15 protein-coding genes are annotated in these 14,524 nt (G+C 38.3%); 10 read left to right on the forward strand and 5 right to left on the reverse strand.

The genetic code is table 11. The annotated features are described in order from the left end of the window. Positions 1-44: 44 nt before the first annotated feature. Positions 45-248, reverse strand: a complete 204-nt coding sequence (locus tag MHB44_RS04985; RefSeq protein WP_341301807.1) for a YlaI family protein — start codon at positions 246-248, stop codon at positions 45-47. Positions 249-259: 11 nt separating this feature from the next. Then, the gene (locus MHB44_RS04990) at positions 260-760 is read right to left on the reverse strand and encodes a peptidyl-prolyl cis-trans isomerase (RefSeq protein WP_341301808.1); all 501 of its coding nucleotides are present in this window, start codon (positions 758-760) and stop codon (positions 260-262) included. Between the two features lie 182 nt (positions 761-942). On the opposite strand from MHB44_RS04990, the gene MHB44_RS04995 reads away from it, so the two are divergent. Genes MHB44_RS04995 through pyc form a run of 3 tightly spaced genes read left to right on the forward strand, consistent with a single transcriptional unit; the run spans position 943 to position 5,913 of the window. After that, positions 943-1,224: a YlaN family protein gene (locus tag MHB44_RS04995; RefSeq protein ID WP_004224778.1), complete on the forward strand. Its 282-nt coding sequence runs from the start codon at positions 943-945 to the stop codon at positions 1,222-1,224. Positions 1,225-1,284: 60 nt separating this feature from the next. Next, a complete protein-coding gene (locus tag MHB44_RS05000) occupies positions 1,285-2,466 on the forward strand; it encodes an FtsW/RodA/SpoVE family cell cycle protein (protein ID WP_341301809.1) in 1,182 nt (393 codons plus the stop codon). Positions 2,467-2,478: 12 nt separating this feature from the next. Next, complete coding sequence (pyc, locus tag MHB44_RS05005; RefSeq protein ID WP_341301810.1) at positions 2,479-5,913, forward strand: pyruvate carboxylase; 3,435 nt, start codon at positions 2,479-2,481, stop codon at positions 5,911-5,913. A 98-nt stretch (positions 5,914-6,011) separates the two neighbouring features. Here the strand turns inward: pyc and tnpA are convergent, their stop codons facing one another. Together tnpA and MHB44_RS05015 are read right to left on the reverse strand one after the other, a co-directional pair. After that, the gene (tnpA, locus tag MHB44_RS05010; protein WP_341301811.1) at positions 6,012-6,410 is read right to left on the reverse strand and encodes an IS200/IS605 family transposase; all 399 of its coding nucleotides are present in this window, start codon (positions 6,408-6,410) and stop codon (positions 6,012-6,014) included. Next, positions 6,410-6,544, reverse strand: a complete 135-nt coding sequence (locus tag MHB44_RS05015) for a hypothetical protein (protein ID WP_341301812.1) — start codon at positions 6,542-6,544, stop codon at positions 6,410-6,412. Before MHB44_RS05015 ends, tnpA begins: the two co-directional genes overlap by 1 nt. An 89-nt stretch (positions 6,545-6,633) precedes the next feature. On the opposite strand from MHB44_RS05015, the gene tnpB reads away from it, so the two are divergent. Beyond that, entirely contained in the window at positions 6,634-7,809 is a 1,176-nt protein-coding gene (tnpB, locus tag MHB44_RS05020; protein ID WP_341301813.1) for an IS200/IS605 family element RNA-guided endonuclease TnpB, read from the forward strand. Between the two features lie 204 nt (positions 7,810-8,013). Continuing rightward, positions 8,014-8,208: a hypothetical protein gene (locus MHB44_RS05025; protein ID WP_341301814.1), complete on the forward strand. Its 195-nt coding sequence runs from the start codon at positions 8,014-8,016 to the stop codon at positions 8,206-8,208. A 41-nt stretch (positions 8,209-8,249) separates the two neighbouring features. Here the strand turns inward: MHB44_RS05025 and MHB44_RS05030 are convergent, their stop codons facing one another. Next, positions 8,250-9,173 carry a heme A synthase gene (locus MHB44_RS05030; protein ID WP_341301815.1) on the reverse strand — a complete coding sequence of 308 codons (924 nt, stop codon included), beginning with the start codon at positions 9,171-9,173 and terminating at the stop codon, positions 8,250-8,252. A gap of 335 nt (positions 9,174-9,508) precedes the next feature. Between MHB44_RS05030 and cyoE the strand changes: the two genes are divergently transcribed. From cyoE to MHB44_RS05055, 5 genes are all read left to right on the forward strand, one after another. Then, on the forward strand, positions 9,509-10,426 hold the full coding sequence (gene cyoE, locus MHB44_RS05035; RefSeq protein WP_053993799.1) for a heme o synthase: 918 nt from the start codon (positions 9,509-9,511) through the stop codon (positions 10,424-10,426). A 100-nt stretch (positions 10,427-10,526) separates the two neighbouring features. Next, on the forward strand, positions 10,527-11,615 hold the full coding sequence (gene coxB / locus MHB44_RS05040) for a cytochrome c oxidase subunit II (protein ID WP_341301816.1): 1,089 nt from the start codon (positions 10,527-10,529) through the stop codon (positions 11,613-11,615). Positions 11,616-11,657: 42 nt separating this feature from the next. Beyond that, entirely contained in the window at positions 11,658-13,541 is a 1,884-nt protein-coding gene (ctaD, locus tag MHB44_RS05045) for a cytochrome c oxidase subunit I (protein ID WP_341301817.1), read from the forward strand. Continuing rightward, positions 13,541-14,167 carry a cytochrome c oxidase subunit 3 gene (locus MHB44_RS05050; RefSeq protein ID WP_053993802.1) on the forward strand — a complete coding sequence of 209 codons (627 nt, stop codon included), beginning with the start codon at positions 13,541-13,543 and terminating at the stop codon, positions 14,165-14,167. Before ctaD ends, MHB44_RS05050 begins: the two co-directional genes overlap by 1 nt. Then, a complete protein-coding gene (locus MHB44_RS05055; protein WP_341301818.1) occupies positions 14,167-14,511 on the forward strand; it encodes a cytochrome C oxidase subunit IV family protein in 345 nt (114 codons plus the stop codon). The genes MHB44_RS05050 and MHB44_RS05055 overlap by 1 nt, the downstream gene beginning before the upstream one ends. The last annotated feature ends 13 nt before the right edge of the window (positions 14,512-14,524 follow it).

Below are 14,524 nucleotides of genomic sequence, written 5' to 3' on the forward strand. Positions count from 1 at the left end.
ATGGGAAAAGAGGTGACTTAACATAAAGCACCTCTTTTTGTTTCTTAAAATTCTTTGTCCATTTGTGGAGATGTACGGTAAAAACGAAAATTGCCTGTTTCGATTCGTGCTATTGTATTATCTTTAATGCGATCATGACAGGTATTACACATATAAGTATGAATAGGACGATTGCGTAATTTTTTGGCTAAAGGTAAATTATCATCTAAATGATGAATGGCATCGCAAATAACGCACTTTACGCGCATGGCATTCCCTCCTATTCAGCACGAATGGCTGCTACCTTTTTAATAGGATTATCAAGGTTGGAGCCGTCTTTAAATAATACATGAACGGGGCCATCTTCTAACAAGGGCTTACCATCTTGGCTATATTTTAAAATGAGCGTATAACCCTCTTCAATCGTAAATGGATATTCCTGACCATCTCCACATTCAACGACAACTTTTGTTGCTTCAGGTGTAAGCTCTGCGTTATTTAAGAAATGGCTTAACTCGATTCCGAATGTCCCTGTTTCCATGCCTTTACGATCAAATTTACGCTCTGATTTTAAAGTAGGTGGGAAAGTTGCCCCTTCCATAATTTCACGTGACCAGTGAGCACCTACCTCACGCATATATTTGATGTCAGCATCTTCCTCAACATCTTGATTAGTGAAGTAAGTGTTTAAATCTAATTTACGATCATCGAAAATCCACACAGTAGGATCTAATGTTAGTTGATATGTGACTGCACCTGTAATAGGAATTATTGTTTCCATAATAGAAATCCTCCTCAAATCTTGTATATCCAAGACTTAGTATAACGCTAATACCTAGAGATAATAAAGAAATATAATTCGAATTCTCTATTTTCCAATGAAGACACTTGCATTTTTAACGACTAAAAGATAAACTTTATTAAGATAGAATCGAAGAAATATCAGATAATGGGGGCGTCCTCATGGATACGAAATCACAAACTTCTTTTCAAGAGAAGGCTTTGGAGCTTTTAGTTGCTGATGCAGATAAAATCGCTCGCCTTATTCGAGTACAAATGGATCATTTAACGATGCCACAATGCCCTCTATATGAGGAAGTATTAGATACACAAATGTTTGGTCTGTCACGTGAAATTGACTTTGCTGTAAAGCTTGGCTTAATTGAACGCGAAAAAGGCAAAGAAATTCTCGATTCACTCGAGAAGGAGCTTTCTGTACTACACGATGCGTATACAGACAAATAAAATGAAAAACTCAAACGCTTTTTTGCGCTTTGAGTTTTTTTACTAGAACGAGGTTTTCGAATGAGACAATATTTAAAACGTTATGCACAAAATTTTGATTATCCCTTATTTTTTACGTTCCTATTGTTAAGTTTATTTGGTTTAATTATGATTTATAGCTCAAGTATGATGATAGCTATTGTGCGTGAAGAACAAGCGCCAGATTACTTTTATCGAAAGCAAGTCACAAATTTAACAGTGGCATTTTTGGGATTTTTAGTAACCGCCTTTTTCCCTTATAAGCATTATGCTAATAAAACTGTGATGTTGCTGCTAACTATTGTTGTAGCTATATTATTTACATGGGTAAAGGTAGCAGGAAATGGTGCGGATCAAGTAGGGTCTCAAAGTTGGATCACCGTTCCAGGTTTTGGGAATTTTCAGCCCTCTGAATATGCAAAACTATTTATTATTTTATATTTTGCCGCTGCTTTTTATCGGAAAGCACAAAAATATACCTTTGAAAAGCTACAGCCAAGAGAGATTTTTTATCCTATTTTCCTCTGGATTTTAGTGGTTGCTGGTGTAGCTTTTGAAACCGACGTAGGGGCGATGATTATTTTATGTGGAATTGCCGTATCAGTCGTAGCTTCAAGTGGTATTCCTTTTAAAACATTTTGGAAATTTTTCGGTGTATTAGGTGCATTTGGCACAGCAATTCTTGGTATACTATGGTTATTTAAGGGAGAATTGCTGACAGGAAATCGAAAAGGACGGATTTTGTCCTATTTGAATCCTTTTGAGTATGAGGATACTAGTGGTCACCAAGTTGTTAATAGTTATTACGCGATTGGTGGAGGCGGCTTAGAAGGCAGAGGTCTTGGCCAATCCATTCAAAAGTTAGGATATTTACCTGAACCTCAGACGGATTTTATTATGGCCATTATTATGGAAGAACTGGGCATATGGGGTGTATTGATTGTCATACTTGGTTTAGGTTTTATTGTGTATAAAGGATTTTCGATTGCATTGCGAACGAAAGATCCATTGGCACGCATGATTGCGGCTGGTATTGCGAGCTGGATTGGCTGGCAAACGTTTATTAATCTTGGGGGTGTAACTGGGTTAATCCCGTTAACCGGTGTAACGTTACCTTTTATTAGCTATGGCGGTACATCTATAATTATTCTATCTTTAGCAATGGGCATATTAATCAATGTTTCTATGTTTGAAAAGGTAGAAAGGAAAAAAGCACAATCATAAAGGAGGATACCTATGGAATCAATCAACAAAATTCTTGTAGCCAATCGAGGCGAAATTGCAATTCGCATTTTCCGTGCCTGTACGGAGCTAAATATTCGAACGGTTGCGATCTATTCAAGGGAAGACAGCGGGGCTTTTCATCGCTTTAAAGCGGATGAAGCCTATTTAGTAGGAGCAGGTAAGAAGCCAATCGATGCTTATTTAGATATTGAGGGCATTATTGCCATTGCCAAGGATGCAGGTGTTGATGCGATTCATCCAGGGTATGGTTTTTTATCAGAAAATGTAGAATTCGCGCGTCGCTGTGAGGAAGAGGGCATTATCTTTATTGGTCCAACTTCCCAACATTTAGATATGTTTGGCGATAAAGTCAAGGCACGTGAACAAGCTATTGCTGCAAGTATTCCAGTTATTCCTGGAACAGATGGCCCAGTTGCCAACTTGGCAGAGGTAGAGGATTTTGCCAGCACACATGGCTACCCAGTTATGATTAAGGCAGCGCTAGGCGGCGGTGGTCGTGGGATGCGTCTTGTGCATACACAAGAGGAACTTGCATCTGCCTATGAACGTGCAAAATCAGAGGCAAAGGCTGCATTTGGCTCGGATGAGGTCTATGTAGAAAAGGCCATTATCAAGCCAAAGCATATTGAGGTGCAAATTATTGGTGACCAACAGGGGAATCTTGTGCATTTATATGAGCGTGATTGCTCAATCCAGCGTCGTCATCAAAAAGTAGTAGAAATTGCGCCATCGAACTCTATTTCTGAGGAATTAAGACAGCGTATTTGTGGAGCAGCCGTGCAATTAATGAAGAATGTCTCGTACATAAATGCAGGGACAGTGGAATTTTTAGTCGCAGGCGATGAATTTTATTTCATCGAGGTCAATCCGCGTATTCAAGTAGAACATACGATTACAGAAATGATTACAGGCGTCGATATTGTTCATACCCAAATTAAGGTAGCAGCGGGTTATGCGCTTCATGGTGAAGAAATTCATATGCCACAGCAGGAAGATATACCGTTGATTGGTTATGCGATTCAGGCCCGCGTCACAACAGAGGACCCTGCTAATGACTTTATGCCAGATACAGGAAAGCTAATGGTATATCGTTCAAGCGGTGGTTTTGGTGTACGCTTAGATGCGGGAAATGGTTTCCAAGGTGCTGTAGTTACACCCTATTATGATTCCCTATTAGTGAAAATTTCTACATCAGGTATGACATTTAAAGAAGCAGCTGCGAAAATGGACCGTAATTTAAAGGAGTTCCGTATTCGTGGTGTGAAAACAAATATTCCGTTTTTAAATAATGTAGTAACACATGAGCAATTTTTATCAGGAGCCTTTGATACAAGCTTTATTGATACGACACCAGAGCTATTTGAGTTCCCAGTCAGAAAAGACCGTGGTACAAAGCTATTAAGTTATATCGGTAATGTTACCTTAAACGGCTTCCCAGGTGTGGAGAAGAAGTCCAAGCCTATTTTTGTTCAGCCAAGCGTACCACAGGTAGACACATTGATTGTGCCACCAGCAGGTACAAAGCAAATTCTAAATGCACAAGGACCTGAGGGCTTAGTGAAATGGATTTTAGCACAGGAGGATGTGCTATTAACGGATACAACATTCCGTGATGCCCATCAATCACTGCTGGCGACACGTGTGCGTTCACAGGATATGTTCCAAGTTGCTGATGCGACAGCACATATGATGCACCAGCTATTCTCTCTGGAAATGTGGGGCGGTGCAACCTTTGATGTCGCATACCGTTTCTTAAAAGAAGATCCATGGGAGCGACTAGCAAAATTGCGTGAGCAAATCCCGAATGTGTTGTTCCAAATGCTGCTACGTGGGGCGAATGCAGTCGGTTATACCAACTATCCTGATAATCTTATCCGTGAATTTATTGCGGAATCGGCTTCATCAGGTATTGATGTATTCCGTATTTTCGATAGCTTAAACTGGATTAAAGGTATGGAAGTAGCCATTGATGCGGCACGTCAATCAGGCAAAATTGCTGAGGCAGCTATTTGCTACACAGGCGATATTTTAGATGATTCACGTGCGAAATATTCAGTACAATACTACAAGGATATGGCAAAGGAATTGGAAGCAACAGGGGCACATATTTTAGCGATTAAAGATATGGCTGGTTTACTAAAGCCAGAAGCAGCGTACCGTTTAATTTCTGAGTTAAAAGATACAACAAATTTACCAATCCATCTGCATACACATGATACAAGCGGCAATGGTATTTACTTATATGCAAAAGCGATTGAGGCTGGCGTAGATATTGTGGATACAGCATTAGGTGCAATGGCTGGTCTTACATCACAACCAAGTGCAAATTCCTTATACTATGCCATGAAAGGCAGTCAGCGTGAAGTACGCGCGGATATTGATGCACTAGAAAAATTATCCTACTACTGGGAAGATGTGCGTAAATATTACAAAGATTTTGAAAGTGGTATGATGAGCCCACATTCTGAAATCTATGTCCATGAGATGCCTGGTGGCCAGTATAGTAACTTACAGCAACAAGCAAAAGCAGTAGGGCTTGGCGATCGTTGGGAAGAAGTAAAGCATATGTATTCTCGTGTAAACCTGCTATTTGGTGATATTGTGAAAGTAACGCCATCCTCCAAGGTCGTAGGCGACATGGCGCTCTTTATGGTACAAAATGATTTAGATGAGCACACAGTATTAACAAGAGGACAAACAATTGATTTCCCAGACTCGGTCATTGAATTCTTCCAAGGCTATCTTGGACAACCACACGGTGGCTTCCCAGAGGCGTTACAAAAGGTGGTACTAAAAGACCGTGAAGCGATTGCAGTACGTCCTGGTGAGCTATTAGAATCAATACAGTTTGAACAATTGAAAACAGCCCTGGAGGATAAATTAAATCGCCCTGTTACAAAGAAAGATGTCTTAGCCTATGCTCTTTATCCAAAAGTCTTTGAGGAGTATGCCAAAACGGCAGAATCCTTTGGCAATATTTCTGTTTTAGACACACCAACTTTCCTATACGGCTTAAAGCTAGGAGAAATTATTGAAGTCGAAATCGAAAAAGGGAAAACGTTAATTATTAAATTAGTATCTATCGGTGAACCACAGCACGATGGTACACGTGTCCTATACTTTGAGCTCAACGGACAATCACGTGAGCTAATTATTCAGGATATGACAGTAGAAGTAGATGGCAGTATCGCCCTAAAAGCAGACCCAAGCAATCCAAATCAAATTGGGGCCACAATGCCTGGAACAGTGCTTAAAGTTGTAGTATCGAAAGGTAGCCCTGTTAAACGTGGCGATCACCTTTTAATTACAGAGGCGATGAAAATGGAAACAACAGTCCAAGCACCAAAGGATGGCATCGTAAAAGAGGTTTATGTTGTTGCAGGCGATGCAATTTCTACAGGTGATCTGTTGATTGAAATGGAATAATAAATGATTAAAAGGCTATTAGATGCACTCTAGCATCTAATAGCCTTTTATAGGATGGGCGTAAAACCCCTACGCCTTTAGGCTAGGGGATGTAAGCCCTAACTACCTTGTGTTTGAATGTATTTTTGAATAATCTCTTTGCTAACATTTCCAATGCTACAAGAAAAGTATCCGTCACTCCAAAAGGTGCGTTCTTTCCAAAAATGTCGAGAAAGATATTCGTTATGCTTTTGCCATATCCGATAAGTCGTGAGCTGCTTCAACAACCTAACAATTTCAAGAATACTCCATTTTGGAGAATAACGAATTAATACATGGATATGGTCTTGGTCTATCTCTTGCTCAATAATTTGCCAACCGTAATGATTAGCAATATATTCGATTTCAGTCTTAATATCATGACCTACTTTTAACAATAACTTTTTCCGATACTTACAAACAAATATCAAGTGGCACATAAGTAAATGTTTACTGTGATTTTCAGAAATGTATTTCATTACTTCTCTAACCCTTTGCGAATTAGTTCGTAAACCGCACTTGCGAAGTTTGGGATATTGTGTTTCTCCTTGTATTCTTCGATCCGAATTACTAAATCGACAGGGAATTTAATCAACTTTGGTATACGCTCCATTAGTTTCACTCCTTTTTAAGTATATACTTTTGACATATACTAACATTCAGTATATACTATTAGTATATACCCGAAGGAGGTGAAATACAATGTTGGTAAATAAAGCATATAAATTCAGAATCTATCCAAACAAAAAACAGACTGAACTAATCAATAAGACTATTGGTTCTGCAAGGTTCGTATTCAACTTCTTTTTAGGCAAACAAAAGGACAAAGATGCTTACTGGTACATCGTTAATGAAATGGTTCAAAACGGTCAACTTTCATCTAACAATTGGAAAGGCAAGTGTTTGAACAAATACGAAACCGTTAAAGCAGTTAAGGAATTAAAAAAACAGTATTCCTTCTTAAAAGAGGTAGACAGCATTGCCCTGCAAAAATCCGTTGAAAATTTAGCAGATTCCTATGATCGTTACTACAAAAAACAGAATAAATATCCACGCTTTAAATCTAAAAAGAATCCTGTTCAATCTTATACAACAAAGCATACAAATGGAAATATCGCTATTGATGGTAACTATATTAAGCTACCTAAACTTGGTCTTGTTCGCTTTGCTAAAAGTCGTGAAGTTACAGGGAAAATCCTAAATGCAACCATTAGACGAAATCCGTCAGGAAAATACTTTGTTTCCATCGGAACAGAAGTTGAAGTTGCAGAACATCCGAAAACCAATTCGGCAATCGGGATTGATGTCGGATTAAAAGATTTTGCTATTCTTTCAGATGGAACGACTTATACTAATCCTAAATTTTTTCGCACATTAGAAGAAAAATTAGCAAAGGCACAACGTATCCTAAGCAGACGAACGATTGGCGGTGCGAACTGGTATAAAGCTAAAATCAAAGTGGCTCGTATCCATGAAAAGATAGCAAATACACGTAAAGATTACTTAGACAAAATTTCAACCGAGATTGTTAAAAACCACGACATTATTGGTATGGAAGATTTGTCAGTATCTAATATGTTGAAAAATCATAATCTTGCAAAAGCCATTAGTGAAGTCTCATGGTCACAATTTAAAACCATGATTGAATACAAAGCAAAATGGTACGGAAAGCAAGTCGTAACGGTTGCGAAAAACTTCCCTTCCAGTCAGCTTTGTTCCTGCTGTGGCTATCAAAACAAAGACGTTAAAAATCTTGGCTTACGTGAATGGGATTGCCCAGAATGTCATACCCATCATGACCGAGATATTAACGCAGGACAAAATCTAAAAAATGAAGCCATAAGACTCCTAACCGTTGGAATGACGGGGATAGCCTAATCAATTAGAGTTCGATAGAACTCTGTACTTAGGAATCCACTATGGCTTTAGCCTAGTGGTAGTTCAAATTAGGTATGGAAAAGTTGAGGATAAGATGATGGATAGCACTTTCAACGTGTGGATAAAAGATCATGCAAGGAGCTATTTGTGAATATATGCTAAGCTAGATGAGATGGAGAGTAATAAAAGTAGAGGGACTAGAAAATGCTTAAAAGACTATTTAATTGGATGCTTATCATTGGCTTAATTTTATTAGGAGGTCGCATTGTAACAGCAATTTGTTTCTATTTTGATCTTCCATTTACAACATTTTTTAAAGACTATGCTCTAGTATCCGTGATTATTTTAATTGTTGGAATTATAGGGACAGAGGCAATGAAAAAGCAGGAAAAAAGATAAAAGATTCGGCACGAGAGAGTGTGTCGAATCTTTTTCATGTGCTATTTCTTCTTTTCATTATAGTTACTACGGGCCACTAACATAATCATATAACATAGTAAACCAAATAACAGAGAAATAAATAATGAGTGTAGTAGAGCAACTGTTAAATTCAATCTAGTCAGGACTACTAACATACCAGCAATCACTTGTAAAACAACGATCGTAAAGGCAATAATCCAACCATAGTAAATTACACGTTGGTTTTTATATTCTTTCACAGCATGCCAAGTTATGTATGCAATCCAAATGAAAATAATAAGAACAGCTAGACGATGCCCCATTTGCACCCATTCATACATATTATTTGGCAGTGCTAAAGGCGATTCATTATAGCAAAATGGCCAATCTGGGCAAATTAAGCTAGAATCTGTGTGTCTTACAAGCGCCCCTGTATAAACCACTAAATAAGAATAAATTGTGACAGCAATCGTGTGCCAACGTAATTTTTTCCCCATAAATACGTTATCAGCATCAAATTTCCGATCCACTTCAAATACAATCATAGAAAGCAGAAGAACAGCAGCAAAGGAAATAAGCGAAATGCCAAAGTGGAGTGCTAGGATAAAATCACCTTGTCCCCATAATACTTGAGCTGCTCCGATTAGCGCCTGTGCAATTAAGAAAAACATTGCTAAGAAACCTAATAGCTTTACTTCACGAATATGTCCGAGTTTACGCCATGTCCAAACGGTTAATACAAGAATTGAAATAGATACGACTCCAGTTACAAGACGATGTGAAAATTCAATTAGAACTTCTGGTGTAATCTCCTTTGGAATAAGAGATCCATTACAATCAGGCCAATTTCGACCACAGCCTAAGCCACTATCTGTTTTCGTAACGAGAGCTCCACCAAGCAAGATTAGGAGCATCCCAACTGTAGCGGCAACAGCAAACCACTTCAAAAACCTGTTGTGTTGCATAAAATGAGTCACCTACTTTATCTATCAACATTACAAGAGCGTAATGTTTCTGCTACTAGATAATATCGAAAATACGTTTAAAAAACAACTTGTAAAGAGAATGGACGATTAGATGTCGATTCCATTTCACAAATTGTTCATAATTTCGTGCTTTAACCTTCACAATTCATTTTAGAAAATGTTTTACTATAGATATGTTGTTTTTATTTATATTTCTAGGCAAAACTAATTTTTACAACTTCATCTAAATTTCACTTAATGTCTAGAAATCAATCGCAAATTTCGCTATAGTTATGATAGCGGAATATGCTTACAAAAATGAAAGGAGGGGTAATATGTCAAACGGTCGTACACTGACGGCTACTAGAAATACGGAGCCAGAAACAACATCCGTTGTAAAAGATTTTTTAGCACTAATAAAAATTGGCATCGTTAACTCGAATCTTGTCACAACATTTACAGGAATGTGGCTGGCATTTCAACTGACTAGTAGACATTTCTTGCAAGAGCTTGATGTCATATTCTACACCATGCTAGGTGCAGCGTTAATTATTGGTGGCTCAGGCGCAATGAATAACTTTATTGATCAGGATATCGATCCGATTATGAAAAGAACGAAGGCAAGACCGACAGTAACTGGCAGATTTAAGCCCAATTTGGTATTGACCATTGCCCTCTCATTTTTAATTGTAGGTGAAATTTTGTTATTTGCGGCATCGTTTGCGGCCGGCATGTGGGGACTACTAGGAATATTTGCTTATGTCGTTCTGTATTCAATGTGGTCAAAGAGAAAGCATGTTAGTAACACGGTTGTAGGAAGTATTTCTGGGGCTATTCCTCCAATTATTGGATTTGCAGCAGTGGAGCCTACTTTAGGTCTGGGGGCACTTGCTTTATTTCTTATTATGTTTGCATGGCAGCCACCGCATTTCTATGCACTTGCTATGAAACGCACGGAGGAATATCGGGCAGCTAAAATACCAATGTTACCTGTTGTAAAAGGATTTAAGCGTACAAAGTATTCAATGCTGTTTTGGATTCTTTTATTATTCCCTTTACCGTTCCTATTACCAGAGCTTGGAACTGGCTTTTTAACTCTTGCTACTGCATTGAACTTGGGCTGGTTAATACTAGCTCTGAAAGGCTTTACCACAAAAGATGATATGAAATGGGCAAATAAAATGTTTATTTATTCGTTGAATCATATGACGATCCTATTTGTGTCTATCATCATATTTGCGGTGTTTAGCTAAATTTAGGAATTCTTTCTTTTCCTAAAGAATTCATATAGACAGAACTGATGTCCTAGGTACACATGAAAATACAACAAAGAAAGAGGGGTTTAATTAAGCTATGATGAAAGGGCTTAAAAAATGGCGTCTTTTTTCACTTCTAGCAGTGATGATGGTTTTCCTTTCAGGATGTGGTGAAGATTATCTATCTACACTGAAGCCAAGTGGAGAAGTAGGTCAACAGCAATTAAATCTATTACTGTTAACTACTGTCATTATGACACTAGTAGTAGTAGTAGTATCTGTGATCTATTTACTTGCATTCGTAAAATACCGTCGTGCACGTGTTGGTGAGAATGTTATTCCTAAGCAAGTAGAGGGTAGCCATACACTAGAAGTGATTTGGACAGTTATTCCAATTATTTTATTATTAATTATCGCTGTACCAGTTGTTACAACTACTTATAAATTTGCAGATGTTGCTGCAATGGATGAAGTAGACGAGGAAGGGAATAAAACAGCCCTAACAGTCAATGTAACAGCAAAGTTATATTGGTGGGAATTTGAATACCCTAACCAAGGTATTATAACTGCTCAAGAGTTAGTAGTCCCAACAGGTGAAAAAGTTTACTTTAACTTAATCGCTGCTGATGTTAAGCACTCATTCTGGATTCCTGCTGTGGGCGGTAAAATGGATACAAACGTAGAAAACGTAAACAAATTCTACCTAGTATTTGATAAAGAATCTCAAGATTTAAAAGATGGCGTATTTTATGGAAAATGTGCTGAATTATGTGGACCTTCACATGCATTAATGGACTTTAAAGTAAAAACATTAAGCCCAGATGCATTTGATGCATGGGTAGATGCCATGAAAGCAACAGAAGGGCAAACAGCTGACAGAGAATCATCAGACCTTGGCGAAGCAACTTTTGCTAATAGCTGCTTAGGCTGTCATGCTATTTCAGGTTCAGGAGCAGGTGGTGCACCAGGTCCAAACTTAACAACATTCGGTGATCGTAACCGTGTTGCTGGTTTCTTAGAGCACAACGAAGAAAGCTTAGAAGCTTGGATTAAAAATCCTGGGGAATTCAAACCAGGTAACTTAATGATGAACGCTGAAGGCACTGCACCTATTTACGGTGATTTATCCGATGAAGAAATAAAAGCTCTTGCAACTTATATCATGGGCTTATCAGTTGAAAAATAATTTTTTGTTTATACGTAACAAATTTTGAGGGAGGTAAAAGTTGTGAGCTCATACACACAGAAAAAGGGCTTTGGAGCAACTGTCTGGGATTACATTACAACTGTTGACCATAAAAAGTTAGCAGTGATGTATTTATTAGCTGGTACATTGTTCTTTGCTATCGCTGGTTTTGAAGCGTTATTAATGCGTATTCAGTTAATGAAGCCAAATAATGATTTCATATCAGCTGGTTTCTTCAATGAACTATTAACAATGCACGGCACAACAATGTTATTCTTAGCTGCGACTCCATTATTATTCGCATTTATGAACATGCTTGTACCATTACAAATTGGTGCGCGTGACGTTGCATTCCCGTTCCTTAACTCTTTAGGGTTCTGGTTATTCTTCCTAGGTGCAGTATTCCTTCACCTGTCATTCTTTATGGGTGGCGCTCCTGATGCGGGCTGGACTTCTTATGCATCATTATCTTTATATTCTCCAGGACATGGTATTGACTTCTATGTACTTGGTTTACAAATTTCAGGGGCAGGTACGTTAATTTCGGGTCTTAACTTTATTGTTACGATCATTACAATGCGTGCTCCAGGTATGACATTTATGCGTATGCCATTATTCACTTGGACATCGCTTGTATCAAGTTCGTTAATTTTATTCGCATTCCCTCCATTAACAATCGGTTTATTAATGATGTTATTTGACCGTATGTTTGGGGGTAACTTCTTTGACCATATGATGGGTGGTAACACAATTATTTGGGAACACTTATTCTGGATCTTTGGACATCCAGAGGTTTACATCTTGGTATTACCAGCATTTGGTTTATTCTCTGAGATTATTCCAGCGTTCTCTCGTAAGCGTTTATTTGGATACTCTTCAATGGTATTCGCAACAATTTTAATCGGTTTCTTAGGGTTCATGGTTTGGGCCCACCATATGTTTACTGTAGGTATGGGTCCAACAGCAAACGCAATCTTTGCTGTTGCAACAATGGCAATTGCCGTTCCAACGGGTATGAAGGTCTTCAACTGGATCTTAACGATTTGGGGCGGATCGATTAAAGTTACAACACCAATGCTTTATGCACTTGGCTTCATCCCGTCATTCGTTGCGGGTGGTGTTACAGGGGTTATGCAAGCATCTGCACCTCTTGACTATCAATTACACGATTCTTACTTTATCGTAGCGCATTTCCACTATGTAATCGTTGGTGGTATCGTTACAGCATTATTTGGTTCAGCGCACTTCTACTGGCCAATTTTCTTCAACCGTATGTTAAACGAAACATTAGGAAAATGGACTTTCTGGGTATTCTTTATTGGATTCCATTTAACATTCTTCCTACAGCACTTCTTAGGTTTAATGGGTATGCCACGTCGTGTATTCACTTACATGGATGGTCAAGGTTGGGATCAGTTCAACTATATTTCTACAGTCGGAGCAGCCATGATGGGTGTTGGGGTTATCATGATGGTAATCAACTGCTTAATGTCTATCAAAGGTAAGCCAGCAGGACGCGACCCATGGGGCGATGGACGTACTTTAGAATGGTCAATTCCACAGCCAATTCCATTCTATAACTTCCGCCAAACGCCACTTGTGCGTGGTTTAGACCCATGGTGGATTGAAAAGCAAGAAGGTAATAAAGAAGTGACATTTGCTGAACCAATCGGTGATATTCATATGCCAAATAACTCAGCGATTCCATTTGTTATTTCATTAGGTATGTTTATTGCAGCATTCGGTGCACTTTACAATCCAGATGCAGATAAACCATGGTCTATCTATGTATTAATCATTGGTTTAGCAATCACATTTGGTGCGATGATTACTCGTTCTGTTAAAGACGATCATGGCTTCCATTTACACAAAGAAGACATTCTTGAAATAGAAGAACATCTTTACGGCAAAGGAGGCAATAAATAATGGATTTCAATACTAAATTTACTCCTCATACTTGGCCAGATCACCCTGAGCAAGCTACAATGGAGGGGAAAAATAAAGTCGTTGGTTTCTGGATTTTCCTTGCCTGTGAAGTTGTCCTCTTCGCAAGTTTATTTGCTACTTACTTAGCACTTAAGAACAAAGGGCCAGCGGGCATGGAGTTCACAACGCAAGGTTTATATGAATTACCATTAGCATTTGCAATGACAATGTTATTATTAACATCTTCACTAACATCTGTTTATGCGATTCACCATATGCGTAACTTTAACTTTAAAGGTATGCAAACATGGTTTGGTATTACACTATTGCTAGGTGCAGGTTTCTTAGCTTTAGAAGTTTATGAATTTTATCATTATACACATCTTGGCTTTACATTTACACAATCTGCATTTGCCACTGCCTTCTACTCATTGGTAGGTACGCACGGTTTCCACGTATCATTAGGTCTTGTTTGGATTTCAACGTTAATGATTCGTAATGCGAAGCGTGGTCTAAACTTATATAATGCACCTAAATTCTTCGTGGCTGCTTTATATTGGCACTTTATCGACGTAGTTTGGGTATTTATCTTTACAGTAGTATACTTGATGGGAGTGATCGGATAATGTCTTCACACGATACACCTATAGTTGCTAAATCACAGGCACAATACGAGTATGATCGTCATCATAATGCCGTTCATATGCGTAAACAAGTAATTAACTTTGCGATTATGATTTTCCTGACATTTATCGCATTCGGCATGGCTGCGGCTGGTTTCTCTAAATACTTAATCTTCCCGTTTATTTTATTACTTGCGGGCGTTCAAGTTGTATTACAGCTGTATGCATTCATGCACTTAGAGGATAAAAAAACACACTTCGGTGGTGTAATTGGCTTCTTTATGTGGATGGGTATCGTCATTGCCTTTACATTCTTCTTAGCATTCTTAACAGTTATTTGGTGGTAATCACCAAAAAGAG

This window comes from Lysinibacillus sp. FSL H8-0500, assembly GCF_038051955.1.
GTDB lineage: Bacteria > Bacillota > Bacilli > Bacillales_A > Planococcaceae > Lysinibacillus > Lysinibacillus macroides.